21 protein-coding genes are annotated in these 20,241 nt (G+C 39.2%); 15 read left to right on the top strand and 6 right to left on the bottom strand.

Annotated elements, in window-relative coordinates:
- Positions 1–238: 238 nt before the first annotated feature.
- Entirely contained in the window at positions 239–1,513 is a 1,275-nt protein-coding gene (locus BM098_RS05030) for an O-acetylhomoserine aminocarboxypropyltransferase/cysteine synthase family protein (RefSeq protein ID WP_089831065.1), read from the top strand.
- 97 nt (positions 1,514–1,610) lie between these two features.
- On the opposite strand, the gene BM098_RS05025 is transcribed toward BM098_RS05030, so the two are convergent.
- Positions 1,611–1,829 (bottom strand): hypothetical protein, encoded by a 219-nt coding sequence (locus BM098_RS05025; protein ID WP_089831063.1) that lies wholly within the window; start codon positions 1,827–1,829, stop codon positions 1,611–1,613.
- Positions 1,830–1,889: 60 nt separating this feature from the next.
- Entirely contained in the window at positions 1,890–2,888 is a 999-nt protein-coding gene (locus BM098_RS05020) for a YeiH family protein (protein WP_089831061.1), read from the bottom strand.
- 164 nt (positions 2,889–3,052) lie between these two features.
- On the opposite strand from BM098_RS05020, the gene BM098_RS05015 reads away from it, so the two are divergent.
- The 5 genes from BM098_RS05015 (at position 3,053) to BM098_RS04995 (ending at position 6,936) form a co-directional block, all read left to right on the top strand.
- Positions 3,053–3,925, top strand: a complete 873-nt coding sequence (locus BM098_RS05015; protein ID WP_159430112.1) for a LysR family transcriptional regulator — start codon at positions 3,053–3,055, stop codon at positions 3,923–3,925.
- Positions 3,926–3,997: 72 nt separating this feature from the next.
- Positions 3,998–4,564 (top strand): maltose acetyltransferase domain-containing protein, encoded by a 567-nt coding sequence (locus BM098_RS05010; protein WP_089831057.1) that lies wholly within the window; start codon positions 3,998–4,000, stop codon positions 4,562–4,564.
- A 206-nt stretch (positions 4,565–4,770) separates the two neighbouring features.
- Entirely contained in the window at positions 4,771–5,241 is a 471-nt protein-coding gene (locus tag BM098_RS05005) for a ribonuclease domain-containing protein (protein WP_089831055.1), read from the top strand.
- Complete coding sequence (locus BM098_RS05000) at positions 5,238–5,507, top strand: barstar family protein (protein WP_089831053.1); 270 nt, start codon at positions 5,238–5,240, stop codon at positions 5,505–5,507. Before BM098_RS05005 ends, BM098_RS05000 begins: the two co-directional genes overlap by 4 nt.
- 85 nt (positions 5,508–5,592) lie before the next feature.
- Positions 5,593–6,936: an APC family permease gene (locus BM098_RS04995; protein ID WP_089831051.1), complete on the top strand. Its 1,344-nt coding sequence runs from the start codon at positions 5,593–5,595 to the stop codon at positions 6,934–6,936.
- A 116-nt stretch (positions 6,937–7,052) separates the two neighbouring features.
- On the opposite strand, the gene BM098_RS04990 is transcribed toward BM098_RS04995, so the two are convergent.
- Entirely contained in the window at positions 7,053–7,727 is a 675-nt protein-coding gene (locus BM098_RS04990) for a peptidylprolyl isomerase (RefSeq protein ID WP_089831049.1), read from the bottom strand.
- A gap of 75 nt (positions 7,728–7,802) precedes the next feature.
- On the opposite strand from BM098_RS04990, the gene BM098_RS04985 reads away from it, so the two are divergent.
- Positions 7,803–8,540, top strand: coding sequence for an N-acetylmuramoyl-L-alanine amidase (locus BM098_RS04985; RefSeq protein WP_089831047.1), 738 nt, complete (start codon positions 7,803–7,805; stop codon positions 8,538–8,540).
- Between the two features lie 70 nt (positions 8,541–8,610).
- Here the strand turns inward: BM098_RS04985 and lexA are convergent, their stop codons facing one another.
- Entirely contained in the window at positions 8,611–9,234 is a 624-nt protein-coding gene (gene lexA / locus BM098_RS04980) for a transcriptional repressor LexA (RefSeq protein ID WP_089831045.1), read from the bottom strand.
- Positions 9,235–9,379: 145 nt separating this feature from the next.
- Here lexA and BM098_RS04975 point away from each other — a divergent pair, with 145 nt between their 5' ends.
- The 8 genes from BM098_RS04975 to BM098_RS04940 all read left to right on the top strand — a co-directional run bounded on the left by BM098_RS04975 (position 9,380) and on the right by BM098_RS04940 (position 18,968).
- The gene (locus BM098_RS04975; RefSeq protein WP_089831043.1) at positions 9,380–10,042 is read left to right on the top strand and encodes a YneB family resolvase-like protein; all 663 of its coding nucleotides are present in this window, start codon (positions 9,380–9,382) and stop codon (positions 10,040–10,042) included.
- Positions 10,043–10,082: 40 nt separating this feature from the next.
- A complete protein-coding gene (locus BM098_RS04970) occupies positions 10,083–10,307 on the top strand; it encodes a DUF896 domain-containing protein (RefSeq protein ID WP_089831040.1) in 225 nt (74 codons plus the stop codon).
- Positions 10,308–10,421: 114 nt separating this feature from the next.
- Positions 10,422–12,419, top strand: coding sequence for a transketolase (tkt, locus tag BM098_RS04965; protein WP_089831038.1), 1,998 nt, complete (start codon positions 10,422–10,424; stop codon positions 12,417–12,419).
- A gap of 189 nt (positions 12,420–12,608) precedes the next feature.
- On the top strand, positions 12,609–12,839 hold the full coding sequence (locus tag BM098_RS04960; protein WP_089831036.1) for a YneF family protein: 231 nt from the start codon (positions 12,609–12,611) through the stop codon (positions 12,837–12,839).
- 233 nt (positions 12,840–13,072) lie between these two features.
- Positions 13,073–15,772, top strand: a complete 2,700-nt coding sequence (gene acnA / locus BM098_RS04955) for an aconitate hydratase AcnA (RefSeq protein ID WP_307725233.1) — start codon at positions 13,073–13,075, stop codon at positions 15,770–15,772.
- 177 nt (positions 15,773–15,949) lie between these two features.
- A complete protein-coding gene (locus tag BM098_RS04950; protein ID WP_089831032.1) occupies positions 15,950–18,253 on the top strand; it encodes an AAA family ATPase in 2,304 nt (767 codons plus the stop codon).
- Complete coding sequence (locus BM098_RS04945; RefSeq protein WP_089831030.1) at positions 18,250–18,666, top strand: acyl-CoA thioesterase; 417 nt, start codon at positions 18,250–18,252, stop codon at positions 18,664–18,666. Before BM098_RS04950 ends, BM098_RS04945 begins: the two co-directional genes overlap by 4 nt.
- Positions 18,667–18,668: 2 nt before the next feature.
- Positions 18,669–18,968: a hypothetical protein gene (locus BM098_RS04940; RefSeq protein ID WP_089831028.1), complete on the top strand. Its 300-nt coding sequence runs from the start codon at positions 18,669–18,671 to the stop codon at positions 18,966–18,968.
- Positions 18,969–19,058: 90 nt separating this feature from the next.
- Here BM098_RS04940 and yidD read toward each other — a convergent pair whose 3' ends face one another.
- On the bottom strand, positions 19,059–19,316 hold the full coding sequence (gene yidD, locus BM098_RS04935) for a membrane protein insertion efficiency factor YidD (RefSeq protein WP_089831093.1): 258 nt from the start codon (positions 19,314–19,316) through the stop codon (positions 19,059–19,061).
- Positions 19,316–20,239, bottom strand: a complete 924-nt coding sequence (gene folE2 / locus BM098_RS04930; RefSeq protein ID WP_089831026.1) for a GTP cyclohydrolase FolE2 — start codon at positions 20,237–20,239, stop codon at positions 19,316–19,318. Before folE2 ends, yidD begins: the two co-directional genes overlap by 1 nt.
- Positions 20,240–20,241 lie beyond the last annotated feature (2 nt).

The raw sequence follows: 20,241 nt of genomic DNA, 5'->3' as shown, positions 1-20,241 counted from the left end.
AATGAAATTAATAATTAATCAAAACCGCGTGACAACAGTCAAATCGTTGAGACATAAAGCATCGAATCCAAAAGTTGAATCGATGTTTTGCACCGGTGAATTTGCCAAGTACAAAAATATAGCATCCTATTTGATCCAGATATAAGTTATAAGCTTTCATAATGTTTAATTGTCAGAATATTTATGATATAGTAAATAATAAGAGCTTATAACACGACATATACTGGAGGCAATAATGATGAGAATGAATACAAAAGTTTTACACGAAGGGTATCATCCGAAAAATGGTGAACCAAGAGCCTTACCGATCTATCAAAGTACGACCTACACATATGATTCTACTGAAGACATCGGTCAATTATTTGATTTAACAAAGGAAGGACATATGTATTCGCGAATTTCTAATCCAACGGTACAAGCAGTTGAAGAAAAAATCGCCTCGATGGAGGGTGGTGTTGGGGCGCTTTGTACCTCATCTGGTCAGGCCGCATCAATGATAAGTTTACTCACCATCTTAAAAGCGGGGGATCATTTCATTAGTGCCTCGACGATATACGGAGGAACAGTTAACTTATTTGCGGTGACATTTAAGCGCTTCGGTATTGATTGTACATTTGTCGCCCCTGAAACGTCTCTAGATGAATTGCAGCAGCACGTGAAACCAAATACCAAAGCTATCTTTGGTGAAACGATTGCCAATCCAGCGATGACCATCTTAGATATAGAAAAATTTGCTGCACTTGCACACAATAACAAGCTACCACTAATTATTGATAACACATTCGCCACACCGATTCTTTGTCGTCCGATTGAATTTGGTGCTGATATCGTCATCCATTCAACGACCAAATATATGGACGGCCACGCTGTTCAAGTCGGCGGTGTGATTGTCGATAGTGGTCAGTTTGATTGGTCTAATGGCAAGTTCCCGGAATTCACCGAACCAGATGCCTCTTATCACGGGGTTGTCTATACGAAAGATTTTAAGGACGCAGCCTATATAACAAAAGCCCGGGTCCAGTTAATGCGTGATATCGGGGCTTATCCAGCGGCACATACAGCCTTTTTATTGAATTTAGGTCTTGAAACATTAGCGGTTCGAATTGAAAAGCATTGTCAGAATGCTTTAGAAGTTGCAACTTTCTTAAATGATACATCAGATGTTCAAGCCATTTTCTATCCCGGTCTTCCGACCGATCGATACCATGAGCGAATGAAAAAATATACACCAAAAGGGGCGAGTGGGGTTATATCTTTTGATATTGCTGGGGGAAAAGAACGGGCAATCAAGTTCATGGATGCGCTAAAACTCGCGAGTAATGTCGTCCACGTCGCTGATATTCGTACTTGCGTTTTACACCCAGCTTCTGAAACACATCGACAATTAACAGATGACCAACTAAAAGAAGCAGGCATCACACCTGGTCTCATTCGCTTATCTGTTGGCCTTGAAGATATCGAAGATATACTTGAAGACATTCAACAAGCACTTGATGTGTCACGAGTCTCATAACGATATGCATATATACACGTGCGAAAAAAGCCGTCCACATGAATATGTGATGACGGCTTTTTTCTTTTTATATTTGAAGGTATCTTATTACTTTTAATTAAAAGAACTTTTTAGCATTATCTAACATATCATCGACTTTTTCTAAATTTAACTTTGCCTTTACCCCTTCGACAATCGGGTCAATGTGTTCGTTTGGTAAATTTATATTGAATGTTTCTTCTATAGTTGTGGTTGGATCATCAAAAAACTTTTCTTTGAAATTTTCATCTGAACGCACCTTACTTACCACGTCATCAATGATTCCTTTAATATCCATATTTATCACCTCTTCAACAGTATTTTAACCACTACTTAATAATACCACAAAATAAGACAGTTAAAAAGTAATTAATCCCATCATTATTTCAACGATAAAAGCGACAATCACCACTAAAGCAGAAATAATAAAACCTAGCATAAAAGGTCTTACGCCCGATTGTTTTATATCTGTTAACGAAGTTTTTAAGCCAATCGCTCCAAGCGCCATGACCATAAGGAATTTACTCATCGTTGTTAAAGATACTTTAAGCGAGACTGGAATAAGACCGACGGTATTAAATAGCGCCATCGCAACAAAACCTAAAATAAACCAAGGAAAGATCCGCGTGAGTTTAAACGCCGGACGGCTATCAGCCGGTTCAAGTCGATGCTGAATCATTGAAAACACAAGGATCGTCGGTATAATGGCCAACGTTCTCGTTAATTTAACAGTTGTCGCAAAGTTACCAGCTTGTTCAGTGAACGCATAACCAGCAGCCACCACACTTGAGGTATCATTAACAGCTGTCCCCGTCCATAGACCATAAGCGATGTCAGACAGTCCGAGCCACTGTCCTATCATTGGAAATAAGAGAATCATCAACATATCAAACAGAAATGTTGTTGACATTGCATAGCTCACATCAGCATCGCGTGCTTTAATAACAGGGGACAAAGCTGCAATCGCTGATCCCCCGCAAATACCAGTACCCGCCGAGATCAATGAACTCAAGCGCCAATCAATTCCGAATAGCTTACCGATCAGATAACCACCTAAGAAGCACGTGATTAAAGTAAAGACCATCACATTAAGTGATAGTTTACCTACGTTAAAAATGACGGACATGCTGAGTGAACTACCCATTAAGATAATCGCTAACTTCAACAGTTTTTTTGATGTAAAGGTTAAACCAGTTAAAAATAGCGGATGTTTATAGAGGAGTGGGTGTAAGGCGATCCCGATAAATAAAGCCATCACAGCGCGTCCGATAATGTGAATAGGTATTAAACCTTCAATTAAAGTTGCCATCGCTGCAATCAATATCGAGAGAATTAGACCGGGTAATATTTTTTTCATTGAACTCATACCTTTCAATTTAAGATAACCTAAGCATAATATAACATTTACATAATATAAAATGATGATTTATTATTAAAGATAAATTTATGTTATACTATTGATAATCGAACCATCACGTGTTGCCGCAATGCTTGTTTTGATCTATAGAAAGGACGATGAAAATGCTGGACCAAAAACTCCTGACCTTTATAAAGGTGGTTGAATATAAAAATTACACCAAAGCAGCTGAAGCATTAAATTTAACGCAACCAGCAGTTAGTCAACACATTAAAAAATTAGAAGCCCACTATGGCCTTTCACTTATTGAAGTGAAAGGCAAAGCGATTAATCTCACAAAACAAGGGGAGATTATATATAATTATGTGCAAGTACAGCGCGCAAACGAAGCCCACTTAGTTAATAAATTAAATCGCGTCTCACAGCCAATTAGAATTGGCGCAACATTATCAATTGCTGATTACTATTTAACACACTACCTAAATCAATATGTCACAAAAGGGTATGAGGATGTATCAGTGACGGTTAACAATACCCAAGTGATGTTACAAAAACTACTTGATGATGAACTTGACGGCGCATTTATAGAAGGCATTTTTGATAAAGATATGTTTAATTATGAAGCTTTCACCCGTGCGCAGTTTAGAGCGGTCGTAAGACAAGGACATCCCCTATTAAGTCAGACGAGACAACTAAAAGACTTGTACGCTTATCCATTAATTTTAAGGGAACAAGGTTCAGGTACTCGGAATATTTTTGAACAATATCTAAAAGAGCAGAACGATTCTCTACTGTCATTTAAAAAGATATACGAGATTGGAAGTTTTATGTTGTTAAAATCACTGATTAAACAGACTGATGCAGTTTCTTTTATGTATAAAAATGTTGCTCTAAAAGAAGTGACAGATCAAACCCTTGATTATGTCTTGCTTTCGGACGTCTCAATTGAACGCCCCCTGTACTTCATCTATCCAAAGCACTCACTTAAGTCAGAAAAAATAATAACATTCTATAATCACTTTTTGGAAACAACGTAGGGTGCCAATATTATGTTAAACTAATCTTAAAGATAAGTATGATAATTATATATGACAGAAAAGAGGAAAGAAATGATGACTGAAAAAGAAAAGATGTTGGCGGGAGACATGTATGACCCAAGTGATGATACATTAGTAAATGACCGCCTTAGCGCTAGAAAAAAGGTTAGGCGTTATAATACGACAACAGAAGAAGAACCAGAAATACGCAAGGAGTTACTGAAAGCTTTACTTGGAGAATCAGGTGAGAATATTTATATGGAACCGAATATCCGGTTTGACTATGGCTATAACACATATGTCGGTGAAAATTTTTATGCGAATTTTGATAGTGTAATTTTAGATGTAGCTGAAGTACGGATGGGGGATAACTGTATGCTCGCACCGAATGTTCAAATCTACACTGCGACACATCCAATTGAACACCTCTCACGGAATTCGGGAAAAGAATTAGCAAAACCAATCACGATTGGTGATAATGTTTGGATTGGCGGGGGTGCGATTATTAATCCTGGTGTCACGTTAGGCAATGGTGTGGTTGTCGCATCTGGTGCCGTTGTCACAAAGAGTTTTCCCGATAACGTCGTTATCGGCGGAAATCCAGCACGGATTATTAAACAAATAAATCAAGAAGGTTGAACGATCAAAAGATGAGACCAGCGCATTTGACAAAGACCAGCATTTGCGAGGTCTTTTTTTCTGTCAAAAACTAAAAAGTCACATAGACGCTAGATAATCGTTGAAATGAAAAGGGTATCATAAGAAAAATACTTAAAACCTATTGGCAGTCACGGCGTGATTGTATATAATGGTACGGATTATAGCATACATAGGAGGATGACTTTATGAACAAACTCAGTCGTTTTATACTCGTATTATTTGTAACACTAGGTGTGGCAATCTTTTCAGGTGAAGATATTTTAGATCTCTTTCTAGAACCTAATGACCAGACAGTCGACCATAGTAACATAGAAGAAACAGGCCATTATACTACCGTTGATGAGGTAAGTGCGTATATTACTCATTATCAAGCATTACCGTCTAATTACTTAACAAAAGACGAGGCCTATGACTTAGGCTGGGAGCCAGATGAAGGAAATTTACATGACGTCGCTCCAGGTATGAGCATTGGCGGGGATCCGTTTTATAACCGAGAAGGTCGATTGCCTAACGCAACGTATTATGAAGCAGATATCGATTATACCGGGGACTATCGTAACGAAAAACGTCTCGTATATTCAAATGAGGGGACAATCTATTATACAGATAACCATTACGAATCCTTTCGGGAGATAGACATGGGTGAGGCTAAATGACCATGTTAATCTTAGATGGTAAGCAACTTTTATCTATTGAAGATGTACACTGTGTTGTCAAAGAAACTTTTGATGTACCATATTACGGTAAGAATTTAGATGCGCTCTGGGATGTGTTGACAACTCAAAAAGAACTCCGAGTCATCATTAAACACGATGCACTATTACAAAAACATTTAGAACAAGATTATACCTCTTTAATATGCTTATTTGAGGATTTGAAGTCACAACCGCTACTTTATTGTTCAGTCGACATAAAAAGTTAAATAGTTTGTGTTGAATGACGATATTAAGATGAATCACTATGTGATCAGATAATATAGATATAGACAAGAAAAGGGAAGTGACAGGATGAGTATGGAATCAATTCCACTGAAAAAGAATTTAGGAACACTTGATTTAGTATTATTAGGTCTAGGTGCCGTTATCGGTACAGGGATCTTTGTCGTAACAGGTGCGGCCGCAGCAACGTATGCCGGACCTGGCTTGATTTTTTCATTTATTATCGCAGGGTTTATCATTTTTCTTATGGGACTTTGTTATGCCGAACTCGCTAGTCGCTACCCGGTTGTTGGTGGACCGTATGCTTACATGCTTCGAATTGCTGGTAAGCGTTTGGCTTGGGTGGCGGGTTGGTACGCGATTTGGGAATACTTACTCGCTAGTGCCTCGGTGGCATCGGGTTGGTCAGGCTATGTGAATGGGTTTTTAAACGGCTTAGGTATTGGTTTACCGGTAATGTTTCAAGCTTCTTTTAATCCTGAACAAGGCACCTATATCGATTTAATTGCTGTATCGATGACATTATTCGTGACATGGCTGGTATCATTTGAGGCTAAAAAAGCATTGCGCCTTAATAACTTTATGTTTTTTATTAAGTTTGGCATTATTGCCTTATTTATTATTGTAGGTATCTTTTTTGTAGAACCGAGCAATTGGCAACCAATCATGCCATTTGGCTTCTCTGGTGTTGTGAGTGGCGCGGCGTTGTTATTTTTCGCATTTTTAGGGTTTGATTCCATTTCCATGGCCGCTGAAGAAGTAAAGAATCCACAAAAAAGCCTACCTCTCGGTATCTTTTTTGCGATTGGGATTTCAGCGTTATTATATATTCTAGTTACACTTGTCCTTACAGGGATCGTACCATTTACTGAACTAAACGTTAAAGACCCTGTCGCCTTCGCCCTTCGCTATATTGATCAAAACGTGCTCGCAAGCATCGTCTCTGTCGGTGCGATTCTTACTTTATTAACGGTTCTTATTACGATGCTTTATGGTCTTGCTCGGTTGTTATATGCGATGAGTAAAGGTGAACTATTACCGAGTTATATGAATCAAGTGAACAAAAAAACCGGTGTTCCAACCAATGCAACTTGGACCGCAGGTATTATTACTAGTATATTTACTGGTTTGATCCCACTTCAACAGTTGGCTGAAATCACAAATTTAGTTACACTCATCGTGATGATGATGCTTGCGATTGGTGTGATTGTTATCCGAAAGCGTGAGGGAAAGCCAACAGACGGCAGCTTTTATGTACCGCTTGTGCCACTTGTGCCAATGTTAGCAGTTGTTTCAACCTTTTACTTGATTTTTCAACTGTCACTGTTGACTTGGATTCTTTTCTTAGTTGTCACATTGATTGGTTATATTATTTTTATCATCAATGAGAGAAAAAAATACTCAACTCAGTAAAACTTACTGCATTATGATTAGTCAATAACCGTGTTCAGTAACGAAAAGCCCTTCTTCGATAATGAAGAAGGGCTTTTTGCCGATTTTTTTAATGATAGACGATTATATTGTAGCGCCTATTTTTTTAACGGGTCCGGGTAGTCGACACCTTTAGTAGCCACTGTGATTTTTTTAATTTGTTGTTCTTCAACTGGAACGTCATTCTGATCAGTTTCAACTGTCGCAAGTCTATTGACAACGTCCATTCCTTCAATGACTTTACCGAAGCCAGCGTATTCACCATCTAAATGCGTTGATTTTTTATGGATGATAAAAAACTGTGACCCTGCTGAGTCAGGTGACTGTGAACGTGCCATTGAGATTACGCCAGGCTCATGTAGTAAGTCATTATCAAAGTCATTTGACTCGAATTCACCCGGGATAGAGTAGTCAGGTCCACCTAGTCCATTACCAAGTGGATCGCCACCTTGAATCATAAAGCCTTCAATAATACGGTGAAAAATTAACCCATCATAGAAACCACTTTCTGTAAGCGAAATAAAATTAGCAACGGTATTTGGCGCTTTACCTGGAAACAGTTCTAGTTGTATTGTCTCATCTGTTGAAAGTGTCATAGTGACAATAGGATTCTCAGTCACTTCTGGGTAATTATCATAAAAGTTCGTTTGTTCTTCTTCAAATGTTGATTCATCATCTGAAGTCTGTTCTTTTGATTCATTTGTTGTATCATTACATCCAGTAATAAGGGTGATTATGACGATGGACATAAAGAGTAAGCTAAGCTTTTTCATTGAAATTCCTCCTGAATTTGTATTCCAGAGACAGTATACCATTATAATTAATCAAAATGAAAGGGTGAAACAACTATGCGAGTCTTTTTAGATCCTGGGCACGGGGGAGATGACCCCGGTGCTTGTTTTAAAGCATTAAAAGAAAAAAATCTCACCTTAGCAATTGCACTTAGAATACGTGACCAGTTAGCAAGCCAAAAAGAGGTCATTATTAAATTATCACGCCACACGGATGAGACCTGTTCATTAAGTAAAAGAGTTAAACTTGCGGAAGGTTTTAAAGCTGATTTATATGTTTCGATTCATATCAATGCCGGGGGAGGGAGCGGTTTTGAAAGTTTTAGGTATCTTAAGACAGGAAAAGATACTGTAGAGCTTCATCAATTGTTTCATCGAACGATGATTGAAACGTTACAGGTAACCAATCGGGGATTAAAACGAGGTGACTTTTATGTATTAAGACAGACGTCGATGGCTGCAGTATTAACAGAATCACTATTCATTGATCATCCCTCAGATTATGAGAATTTAATGAAACCTTCTATGATTGATCGGATTGTAAAAGCACATGTTTTGGCAATCTTAAGTATAAAAAACAAAGATGTAAATAAGGGAAGCTTTGTGTGTGGTTCATTTCAAAGTGAAGCACTTGCACAAAAAAGGGGACGAGAATTAATAGCGGCAGATTTTCAAGTACGGATTAAATCAATAAGTGTGAAGGGTGCCCCGTTTTATCGTGTGATGGTTAATGAAACCGGAGATACAAAAGCAAAGTTACAGTTGTTAGGCTACGATGCGTTTAAAGTAAATTAATCATTCGTCATAAAGAAAATATATAAAAGTAAAAAGCAGGATCAATGGTAAATACCAGTGATCCTGCTTTTTATCTAATGTGACGGTATAAACCGACCAATTTACCTAATACAGTAATGTTTTTATAAAGAAGAGGGTCCATATTTGAGTTTTCTGGTTGTAAGCGAATATGGTCTTTTTCTTTAAAGAACCGTTTGACAGTCGCTTCGCCGTCATCTGTAAGAGCAACGATAATATCACCATTGTTAGCGGTATTTTGTTGTCTTACAATAACCACATCTCGATTATGAATACCTGCTTCGATCATACTGTCACCTTCAATTGTTAAGGCGAATGTATTCGTTTCTGTGTTTGTTAAGTATGATGGAATTGGAATAAATTCATCAATATTTTCAATGGCGGTGATGGGAAGTCCTGCCGTTACTTTCCCGATATGAGGGGCATAAGCGACTTCACTACGCATTTTCGGATTCATTTCTGTTCCGTCAACGACTTCAATCGTCCGTGGTTTAGTCGGGTCACGACGAATATAGCCTTTTTTCTCCATTCGAGCAAGATGACCATGGGTTGTTGATGTTGATGATAAACCGACAGCTTCACCAATTTCTCGTACAGACGGTGGATAGTTTTTCGTTGCTTGATAATGTTTAATATAATTAAGGATTGCTTCTTGGCGTTTTGATAGGGTATCCATTCATTATCCCTCCAATTAATTTTAGTTAAGTATACCATAATAAAGTTATCTAAATCAAACGTTTGTTCGAAAAACATTGACACCGAACAAATCATTTGGCTACACTTAAATAGAAAGTATGTTTCCATGAAAGGAAGGTGTAAAAATGCGGGTTATTATTTACTGTCGAGTTAGTACAACAAAGGATGAGCAAGCCTCCTCACTCCTGCGTCAAAAACAGGAGTTAGTAGCGTTAGCTGAACATAAACAGATGAAGGTGGTTGACATCATCGAGGAGAAAGTAAGTGGGTATACAATTGAGCGTGATGGTCTATTGTCATTGTTTGATCAATGTCAAGAAGGCGACATCGATGCTATACTCGTTCAAGATGAAACTCGATTAGGGCGCGGAGAAACGAAAATCGCGATTTTTCATCAGTTAAAAAAATCCGGTGTAAAAATCTTCACTCAATCACAAACGGGAGAATTTCAACTATCTGAGTCTGATCGCATGGTGTTAGAGATTGTCGGGATTGTTGAAGAATATCAACGGAAAATTCACAACTTAAAAATTAAACGTGGTATGAAAAAAGCGGTGAAAAATGGATATCGTCCAGAGAATAACTTAACGAAGATTGACCAATCAAAGGGCCGTGATAAAATCAGCTTTCCGGTTGAAGAAGTCATGAGATTACGAAATAATGGCCTAACATTTAAAGATATTGCCCTCACCTTGCGTGGTTTAGGGTATAATGTATCTAAAGCCACCGTCCATCGCCGCTATCAAGAATACCTCTTACTTGCAGAAAGCAATGAAGATTCGTTATGATAGACATAGTGAAAATCATCAAATTAAGGAGATTTAAAATATGCTGTCACAAGAAAAGTTAGCGCGAATTAATACTTTAGCTAAAAAGGCTAAAGCGGAGGGCTTATCAAACGAAGAAAAAGAAGAACAACAAGTCCTACGAGAAGAGTATTTAAAGAACGTAAGGAAGTCCTTTAAAAATCAATTTAAGGGGATGACCATCGTTGATCCAAATGGCGATGATGTCACCCCACAAAAAATCAAGGACTTACAGTCAAAAAAATAAGTTAATTCATTGAAATGTACAATTATGTCTTGTGTAAATAGCGTTTTCATTATAGGATATAAATTGTACGTACATATTAACGTATGTATGAATCCAGAAAGGGGTTTAAGAAGTATGACAAATCAAGTACAACAAACATCAATTAATGCCATTCGTACACTATCAATCGATGCAATCCAAAAGGCGAACTCAGGACACCCAGGTTTACCAATGGGAGCAGCGCCAATGGCGTATACATTATGGACAGAGTTCATGAATCAAAATCCAAAGCATTCTAAATGGTTCGATCGCGACCGGTTTGTATTATCAGCTGGCCACGGTTCAATGTTACTATACTCACTATTACACTTATCAGGATTTAACCTTGGAATTGACGACCTTAAGAACTTCCGTCAATTAGGATCACATACACCTGGACACCCTGAAGTAACAGATACAGATGGTGTTGAAGCAACAACAGGTCCTTTAGGACAAGGGGTCGCGATGACTGTCGGTATGGCGATGGCAGAAGCACACCTTGCAGCAAAATATAACCGTGACGATTTCAATATTGTCGATCACTATAGCTATGCACTTGTTGGTGATGGTGACCTTATGGAAGGCATCTCACATGAAGCTGCGTCACTTGCGGGACACTTAGGTTTAGGTAAATTAATCGTACTTTACGATTCAAATGATATTTCATTAGATGGTGACTTAGACAAGTCATTCTCTGAATCTGTTGAAAAACGCTTTGAATCATACAACTGGCAAGTCATTCGCGTGGATGATGGTACAGATGTTGAAGCGATTAAAGCAGCTATTAAAGAAGCACAAGCAAATACGACTCAACCAACAATGATTGAAATTAAAACGGTAATCGGTTACGGTTCACCAAATAAACAAGGTAAGAGTGATGCTCATGGTGCGCCACTTGGCGATGATGAAATCAAACTTGTTCGCGAGAACTATAACTGGAATCATGCACCATTTGAAGTACCCGATGGTGTTTATGAAGACTTTGAAACGAAAGTAGCAAAACGCGGGGCTGAAGCTGAAGCTGAATGGAATAAACAATTCGAAGATTATAAAGCGAAATACCCTGAACTTGCTGCAGAGTTCGAAACAGCAATGAACAATGAATTACCAGAAGGATGGGTAGATGAGTTACCAACATTCACACCTGGTGAAGACACGCTTGCAACACGTGCCTCAAGTGGTAAACTCGTCAACGCATTATCAAAAGCTGTTCCAAGCCTCTTTGGTGGTAGTGCTGACCTTGCGGGTTCAAATAAAACACGTATGGACGATGAAGAAGACTTTGATAAAACAAATTATGCCGGCCGTAACATTTGGTTTGGTGTTCGTGAATTTGCGATGGCAGCAGCCCTTAACGGTATGGCGTTACATGGCGGCTTAAAAGTATACGGCGGAACTTTCTTCGTCTTTAGTGATTACTTACGCCCAGCTGTTCGTCTATCAGCAATTCAAAAATTACCGGTAACTTACGTGTTAACACACGATTCAATTGCGGTAGGTGAAGATGGTCCAACACACGAACCGGTTGAACAATTAGCCGCTTTCCGTGCAATGCCCGGCATTTCAGTACTTCGTCCAGCGGATGGTAACGAAGTAGCTGCATCATGGCGCTTAGCGATGGAATCAACGGATACACCATCCCTTCTTGTCTTAACACGTCAAAACTTACCAACGCTTAAAGGTACAAACTATGAAGGCGTTAAAAAAGGTGGCTATATCGTAAGCGCGGCTGAACAGGCCGTCGCTGACGGTATCTTAGTTGCTGCTGGTTCTGAAGTTCAACTTGCTGTCAGTGCACAAGAAGAACTAAAAGCAAAAGGAATCGACGTTAGCGTTGTAAGTATGCCAGCTTGGGATCGTTTCGAACAACAAGATCAAGCATACAAAGACTCTGTCTTACCTAAAGATGTGAAGAAACGTCTAGCTGTTGAAATGGGCTCTCCACTTGGATGGGACCGCTATGTAGGTGATGAGGGTGATATCTTAGGTATCGATACTTTCGGTGCTTCTGGTGAAGGTAACCAAATCATGGCACATTACGGTTTTACAGTTGAAAACGTCGTTAAACGTTTTGAAGCTGTATTCAATAAGTAATTTAGTATAAGTTACAATCCCAATCAAAGGATCACAAGGAAGAACCCTAGAGCTAGTTAAAGGGTTCTTCCTTTCTTTCTGAATGGCATTTGCCCGAATGAATGCGCGTGAGTTTGATTGTTGCTATTGTAATTAAGTGAAATATTTAATATACTAAGTAAGAAATGATTTGAAGGGGGAAGTTAAATTATGACAGTTGGAATCATTTGGGTCATCGTCATTGTGATTGTCGCGCTCTTAGCTGGTGCTGCACTAGGCTTTTTCATCGCGAGAAAATATATGATGGATTACTTAAAGAAAAATCCACCAATTAATGAGCAAATGCTCCGTACACTTATGATGCAAATGGGTCAAAAGCCATCACAGAAGAAAATTAATCAAATGATGCGCTCAATGAATAATCAAAACCCAGGTAAATAATGAATCAGAAGTCTAAAGACATATTCAGTTAATGCTGAGTATGTCTTTTTTGCGCTTTCTAGCGGAACAAATTTATATATTCCTTATGTATGCTAGGGTTTGTAGCTAAATTATATTGTCGAAATATTTTACATATTTACGATTTTACTTTACAATGGTAAAGTATATAGCCTTGTCTTGCGATAAAAGACATGAGTTGCCCTAAATAGGACGATATAGGAGGGATTAATTCAGTGATTAATACGAAACAATCATTTGAACTTAACGGAAAAACAGTAAACTATTATCAATTAAAAGCATTAGAAGAAGCAGGTAAAGGGGATGTCAGCCGTTTACCATTCTCTATTCGAGTTTTGCTCGAGTCATTATTACGCCAATATGACGGCCGTGTGATTAACGATGAACATATTGATGGTTTGATTAACTGGGGGAAACAAGCAAAAACAGATGTCCCATTTAAGCCATCACGCGTTATTTTACAAGATTTCACCGGCGTACCAGCTGTCGTTGACTTAGCGTCGTTGCGTAAAGCAATGGTTGATATGGGTGGAAAAGCTGATCAAATCAATCCAGAAGTACCGGTTGATTTAGTCATTGACCACTCGGTACAAGTCGATGCCTTTGGGACAAATAGTGCCCTCCTAACCAATATGGAGTTTGAATTTGAACGCAACATGGAACGTTACCAATTCTTAAACTGGGCCCAAAAAGCCTTTGATAACTACCGGGCTGTTCCACCTGCGACAGGTATTGTACACCAAGTAAACTTAGAATACATCGCCAATGTTGTACATCAACAAGAAAATAGTGATGGTACGATTGATGCCTTTCCTGATACATTAGTTGGAACGGACTCACATACGACCATGGTAAACGGATTAGGTGTCCTTGGATGGGGCGTTGGTGGGATCGAAGCTGAAGCAGGTATGCTTGGCCAACCATCTTATTTCCCAGCACCTGACGTGATTGGTGTGAAATTTACTGGTTCAATGCCTAACGGCATTACTGCAACAGATCTTGCGCTTAAAGTGACGCAAGTCTTGCGTGAGAAACAGGTTGTTGGTAAATTTGTTGAATACTTTGGGCCGGGTCTAAAAGAAATGCCACTAGCAGACCGAGCAACGATTTCAAATATGGCACCTGAATACGGGGCGACATGTGGTTTCTTCCCGGTTGATGAAGAATCACTAAACTATTTACGCTTAACTGGACGTGAAGAAGATCACATTGCGCTTGTAGAAGCCTACTGTAAAGCAAATGATCTTTGGTATGATTCAAGTCAACCAGACCCAGAATTCACGGATCTTGTTGAAATTAACTTATCTGATTTAGAGCCAAGTCTGTCAGGACCAAAACGTCCTCAAGATTTAATTTTATTATCAGATATGAAGAAATCTTTCCATCAAGCTGTGACAGGCCCAGCAGGTAATCATGGATTTGGACTAGATAAAAGTGAATTTGATAAAGTCGCTAAAGTAAAACATGAAAACGGTGAGAAAAGTGACATGACAACCGGCTCGCTTGCAATTGCGGCGATCACGTCGTGTACGAACACATCAAACCCTTATGTTATGTTAGGGTCAGGCTTACTTGCACGTAACGCAGTGAAAAAAGGCTTAACGGTTCCACCGTATGTGAAAACATCACTCGCGCCTGGTTCTAAAGTCGTGACACGTTACCTAGAAGATGCTGGTTTGATGCCGTATCTCGAGGAATTAGGCTTTAATTTAGTTGGATATGGTTGTACAACATGTATCGGTAACTCTGGTCCACTTGAACATGTCGTTGAGGAAGCGATTGTTGAACATGACTTAACGGTAGCGTCTGTCTTATCAGGTAACCGTAACTTCGAAGGACGGATTCACCCACTCGTTAAAGCGAACTATTTAGCATCACCACCACTTGTCGTTGCTTATGCGCTGGCAGGAACGGTCGATGTTGATCTCATGAAAGAACCATTGGGTTATGACCAGGATAATCAACCGGTTTACTTTGATGATCTATGGCCATCACTTGATGAAATTCGTGACGAAGTGCATCGCGTTGTCACGCCAGAAATATTCAAGAAAGAATATGCCAATATTTTTGATTCGAATGAACGTTGGAATGCGATCGAAACAACAGATGAGCCTTTATATGAGTGGAATCATGACTCAACGTACATTCAAAACCCACCATTCTTTGAAGACTTATCTCGTGACCCAGATGAGGTTAAACCGCTAAATGATTTACGGGTCATTGGTAAGTTTGGGGATTCAGTCACAACGGACCATATCTCACCTGCGGGCGCGATCGCAAAAGATATGCCAGCTGGTCGTTATCTTCAAGAAAACGGGGTGACACCACGTCAGTTTAACTCTTATGGTTCACGCCGTGGTAATCACGAAGTAATGATGCGCGGGACATTTGGAAACATTCGTATTAAAAATATGTTAGCGCCTGGAACAGAAGGTGGATTCACTACCTACTGGCCAAAAGAAAAAGTCATGCCGATTTATGACGCGGCGATGAAATATCAAGAACAAGACACAGGTTTAGCGATTTTAGCTGGTAATGATTATGGGATGGGATCTTCTCGTGACTGGGCAGCTAAAGGAACGAATCTGTTAGGTATTAAAACGGTCATTGCTAAAAGCTACGAACGCATCCACCGTAGTAACCTCGTTATGATGGGTGTATTACCACTTCAATTTACTGACGGGGAAGATGCAGATACGCTCGGTTTAACTGGACGTGAAGCCATCTCAGTCGCAATTGATGAATCTGTTACACCAAATCAAACAGTTAAAGTCACCGCAACCGCTGAAGACGGTACTGTGACTACATTTAATGCCATTGCCCGTTTTGACGGTGAAGTTGAAATTGACTACTATCGTCACGGCGGTATTTTACAAATGGTACTTAGGAATAAATTAGCACAAACAGAAGCCTAAATGATAAAAAGCTGCCCTTGGGGTGGCTTTTTGTGTCGATTAATTTATGTAATGAATCTTTTAGATTGGACAGTATCTATCTCTTGATACTCAGAGGAAATGAACCAATCAGAAAAGTCATCAAATTATTAAAATTATGTTAAACTAATGACAGAGATGATGAGGGGATGAGAGAGAATGACAAACCATTTAATATTTTCAAAAATAAATGAAGCAACCTTACTAAATTGGACGGATATTAATCAATCACCGCCCTATCGAGAGATTGACTGTTTGCGTGCGATTGATCAATACCGAGCTGAACCAGAAAAGTTATCGGATACAGCTGTGAGTGCCTTACATACGATGCTCGTCTATCATCGTTTAATGCGTCATCATGACGTTGATCACTTATCAGATAAATTACTAGATCTCGCGAAAGAATATGATGCTGACTTTCCAATGATTGAAACGCTCGCTCAAATCAGACAGTTTTATCGTGTGTTTCAGGATATTAAGACGTTAGACCTTACTGACTTTTCGATGCGCGAAACGGATTTTGACCAGTTGAAATCGAAAAAAATGACAGAACTAAAAGAAGAAATTAATCGGTTCTTTGAGCTTACCCGGCATGTATCAATTTATTCAAGTAGTAAAAGCCACCCGCTGTATCATATCTTTAAAGAATTAAAAGAAGCGCTTGTCGAATTAGAAGCTGATTTAGATGATGGAATAGATCTCATTGAGAACCGGAGAACCGGTGTTCAGACGAGTAAAATTAATCACTCAGTGCGAAATATTGTTCAACTGATAGAAGATTTTAATGAAGCCTTCCCGTCAATCTTTAATTCTGAAGTAAAACAATCACCGCTAGAGAAACTTGAATCAATGGTTGGTTTGGAACATGTGAAGCGTTATATGCGCCAGTATTATCACTATTTAAAGTATCAACAAGACCGAAAATCGATTGGCTTTCAAATGATCGATGAACCAGGTCTGCATATGATTATTACTGGGAATCCTGGGACGGGTAAAACAACGATTGCGAGGTTACTTGCGGAAATTTACCATGAACTTGGTTTGCTCGAATCAAAAAAAGTCATTGAAGTGAATCGCTCGCATTTAGTCGGGTCCTTTGTCGGTCAGAGCGAAGAAAATACGATGGCGTATATTCGAGAAGCGGTTGGTGGTGTATTATTTATTGATGAGGCTTACAGTTTACACCGTCAAGACCAAAGCGGCAGTGATTACGGGCAAGCGGTTATTGACACGCTCGTTTCAGCGATGACAAGTGGAGAGTATGCTGGTAAATTTGCGGTTATTTTAGCTGGTTATCCGGAAGAAATGCGACAATTTTTATGGGCAAACCCGGGTCTTCGGAGCCGGTTCCCAGAACAAAATTTTATCCAACTACCTGACTTTAAAATCAGTGAATTATTAGAAATCGCAGAAGAAGTTGCTTTACAGAATGATTACTTCTTTACTGAAACAGCACTTAATAGTTTTTATGGCTTAATTGAACGTGCTAAAGTGGATGATTCGTTTGGGAACGCCCGAACTGTCCGTGATTTAGTAATGAAGGCTATTTTCAAAAAAGGCGCTTCAATCTCGGTTGATGACCAAGATGATTGGCTTGATCATATGCATATTGAGTCGAAAGATTTAGCTGTCATGGATGACGATCAAGACGACAGTAATCCGATGGAACAATTAGAAAACTTAATCGGGCTGTCCAATGTCAAAGATGAAGTGAAGAAACTGTCATCGTTTGTGAAAATTCAACAGACAAGAAAAGACCAAGGCCTTCCATCGGTACCGATTCAACTTCATGCAGTATTCTCTGGAAACCCTGGAACAGGGAAAACAACAGTTGCTAAAATTTATTCCAAACTACTAAAAGAGCGGGGGCTATTAAAGCGTGGTCATTTTATTATGGCTTCCAGAAGTGATCTTGTCGCAGGTTATGTCGGCCAAACGGCTATTAAAACAAAAAATAAAATCCGCGAGGCGCTCGGTGGGGTCTTGTTTATTGATGAAGCTTATAGTCTTTACCGCGGAGAAAATGATTTTGGTAAAGAAGCGATTGATACACTTGTAGATGAAATGACAAAGCATAATGAAAACCTCGTCGTTATTTTAGCTGGATATAAACAAGATATGAAACGCTTTATTGATAGTAATCCAGGCTTAAGTTCTCGATTTAAAAAATATTTTGAGTTCCAAGATTATTCCGGCGAAGAATTACTTGATATCGCTTGTTTCCATATTGGTCGTTATCATTATCAAGTGGATAACGGGGTAAAAGAATACTTACTTGAGCAGTTTTCAAAACAAGTCGTGGCAGGTAATGCACGTTTTGTCGTGAATCTTGTCGAAGAAGCCATTCAATTTCAGGCCTTACGGCTAGCTGAAGCAGATGAACTTACTGAAACCTTCACCGACTTATCTATTCAGGACTTTAAAAATGCATGGGAACAAGTAAAAGGGAGTGCTGATGAGTGAAAAAAGTAACTGAGAAAATTAATGTGCGTTATCAAGAAACTGATCAAATGGGGGTTGTCTACCATGCGAACTATTTAGTCTGGTTTGAAATTGGTCGAACAGCTTTTGTGGAAGCACTAGGTTTTAATTATCATGATATGGAAAAAGAAGGGGTTGTGTCACCGGTCACCCATATAGAAGCGGATTATAAACGACCAGCTAAATACGGTGAGCCGTGTTATGTCACAACGTGGGTCGAAAGTTATGATGGTCTCAGAACGCGTTATGGTTATGACGTTACCAATCAGAGCGACGAGTTATTAGTGACGGGCTTCAGTGACCATGTGATTGTCAAACAAGATAGTTTCCGTCCAATTTCAGTTAGACGCCGGTTTCCCGATTGGCACGCGGCTTATTTAGAGGCGATGGCATAAATATGGCTTTTGGGATTACACGTGAAGAACTGAAACAATGGCAGCAACAGGTTACGCGTGGCGATATTGCTTTTTTGACCCATTACTGGCAAGACAGTCGGTTTAAAGAGGCTACTTCGGTAACGAAAGTTGGTTCAAGCGACTTAGTTAAATTAAAGCAGTGGGGGGAGAAATATAACTTACACCCTAATTGGATTGATTATAAAGAGGATTATCCTCATTTTGATCTGTTTCCACCTTTTCAAAAAGCGATACTTGAACAGGAAGGCTACATGGATCACATTAAACGATTTAATTTATAAACCAAAAACAAGCAGGCAAAGGATATATCCTTTAGCTGCTTGTTTTTTTAGTTCATCGATTGAATCATAATCAACTATCCCTTAGTTGCCCTATGATTGATCAGATTGATTATGATTCATATTTTTTTCTTCATCCTTTAATGGGACAGGATCAAAACCGCCAGGGTGAAAAGGATGACACTTTAATACTCGTTTAATTGTCATGTACCCACCTTTTAAGGCACCATATCGTTCAATTGCTTCTAAACCATAACTCGAACATGTTGGTTGGAACCGACAACTGGGTGGTTTTGTTGGACTAATATATTTACGGTAAAAGCGAATCAGAGACAACAAGATTTTTTTCATCATCGGTTTTCCACTCGCTTATCATAAGTGATCGATGCGATAGCATCGTGTAAATGAATCGATTCTTCATTACGACACGTCACCTTAAAGGCAACGACGTCCTCTCGTTCATACAGATCTGCGCTCACTAAGCGCACCATATCTTCAACGAACCGAGGATTTTCATAAGCGTGTTCGGTGACCACTTTTTCATCTGTTCGTTTTAATACGGGGTGAATTTTTGCACTCGCATTAGATTCCGCCATCTCTAACAACCACTTTTTCCAGTCACTTGTTGTTTCATCAAATAAAGGATCAAGTTCGGTAGTAATTGAGACAATACCACGTTGATTGTGCGCACTATACTCACTAATTTCTTTTGAACACGGGCATAGCGTTGTAATTGTTGCCGCTAAGCCAACGTGAACGGTAAAGCCAGAAGACGTATCATACGTGACTTTGATTGTCAGATCGACATGATTCAACCCCTGTAGCTGTGAATGTGGCCCGCGTTGTTGATAAAAGTAAGGCACGGTTATATCAATCGTCGCATCAGTTGTTTTGAGTCGTGTACTTAACTCTTTCGTAAAAGCCTTTAAATCCTTTAAGTTCGTCGTTAAGCGCTGCTTTTGATAGTACGCTTCTAATTGTTCAGTAAATCGTGACATATTTGTTCCTTTACTTTGTTGGACAATTGACGACGTCATAGTAAATTTAGCGACTGATGTTTGGGTGTGCGGCTCGATTTCACCATGGATTGTCATCGGATGGGTCACATTCGTAATCCCGACGGCATCTATGTGAAACAGAAAATCATTTTGCGTATTTTGAAGGTCCGCCATCGCGTCTTTTTCGGTGGGTTTTGTCCGTTTTCCAGGTGAAACGGAACCAAATAACCGGTGGCGTTCTTGTTTTTCTGGTAGATGTTTTTTATATTGGGTCATAG

The organism is Halolactibacillus halophilus (assembly GCF_900115605.1).
In the GTDB taxonomy this organism is placed as follows: Bacteria; Bacillota; Bacilli; order Bacillales; family Amphibacillaceae; genus Halolactibacillus; species Halolactibacillus halophilus.
The sequence above is the reverse complement of the archived record's forward strand: the minus strand, read 5'-3'. Positions and strand labels throughout refer to the sequence as shown.

Excerpts from the sequence above, each read along its gene's own strand:
- BM098_RS05030 (WP_089831065.1), top strand. The coding sequence starts at position 239 with ATGAGAATGAATACAAAAGTTTTACACGAAGGGTATCATCCGAAAAAT.
- BM098_RS05025 (WP_089831063.1), bottom strand. The coding sequence starts at position 1,829 with ATGGATATTAAAGGAATCATTGATGACGTGGTAAGTAAGGTGCGTTCA.
- BM098_RS05020 (WP_089831061.1), bottom strand. The coding sequence starts at position 2,888 with ATGAAAAAAATATTACCCGGTCTAATTCTCTCGATATTGATTGCAGCG.
- BM098_RS05015 (WP_159430112.1), top strand. The coding sequence starts at position 3,053 with ATGCTGGACCAAAAACTCCTGACCTTTATAAAGGTGGTTGAATATAAA.
- BM098_RS05010 (WP_089831057.1), top strand. The coding sequence starts at position 3,998 with ATGATGACTGAAAAAGAAAAGATGTTGGCGGGAGACATGTATGACCCA.
- BM098_RS05005 (WP_089831055.1), top strand. The coding sequence starts at position 4,771 with ATGAACAAACTCAGTCGTTTTATACTCGTATTATTTGTAACACTAGGT.
- BM098_RS05000 (WP_089831053.1), top strand. The coding sequence starts at position 5,238 with ATGACCATGTTAATCTTAGATGGTAAGCAACTTTTATCTATTGAAGAT.
- BM098_RS04995 (WP_089831051.1), top strand. The coding sequence starts at position 5,593 with ATGAGTATGGAATCAATTCCACTGAAAAAGAATTTAGGAACACTTGAT.
- BM098_RS04990 (WP_089831049.1), bottom strand. The coding sequence starts at position 7,727 with ATGAAAAAGCTTAGCTTACTCTTTATGTCCATCGTCATAATCACCCTT.
- BM098_RS04985 (WP_089831047.1), top strand. The coding sequence starts at position 7,803 with ATGCGAGTCTTTTTAGATCCTGGGCACGGGGGAGATGACCCCGGTGCT.
- lexA (WP_089831045.1), bottom strand. The coding sequence starts at position 9,234 with ATGGATACCCTATCAAAACGCCAAGAAGCAATCCTTAATTATATTAAA.
- BM098_RS04975 (WP_089831043.1), top strand. The coding sequence starts at position 9,380 with ATGCGGGTTATTATTTACTGTCGAGTTAGTACAACAAAGGATGAGCAA.
- BM098_RS04970 (WP_089831040.1), top strand. The coding sequence starts at position 10,083 with ATGCTGTCACAAGAAAAGTTAGCGCGAATTAATACTTTAGCTAAAAAG.
- tkt (WP_089831038.1), top strand. The coding sequence starts at position 10,422 with ATGACAAATCAAGTACAACAAACATCAATTAATGCCATTCGTACACTA.
- BM098_RS04960 (WP_089831036.1), top strand. The coding sequence starts at position 12,609 with ATGACAGTTGGAATCATTTGGGTCATCGTCATTGTGATTGTCGCGCTC.
- BM098_RS04950 (WP_089831032.1), top strand. The coding sequence starts at position 15,950 with ATGACAAACCATTTAATATTTTCAAAAATAAATGAAGCAACCTTACTA.
- BM098_RS04940 (WP_089831028.1), top strand. The coding sequence starts at position 18,669 with ATGGCTTTTGGGATTACACGTGAAGAACTGAAACAATGGCAGCAACAG.
- yidD (WP_089831093.1), bottom strand. The coding sequence starts at position 19,316 with ATGAAAAAAATCTTGTTGTCTCTGATTCGCTTTTACCGTAAATATATT.
- folE2 (WP_089831026.1), bottom strand. The coding sequence starts at position 20,239 with ATGACCCAATATAAAAAACATCTACCAGAAAAACAAGAACGCCACCGG.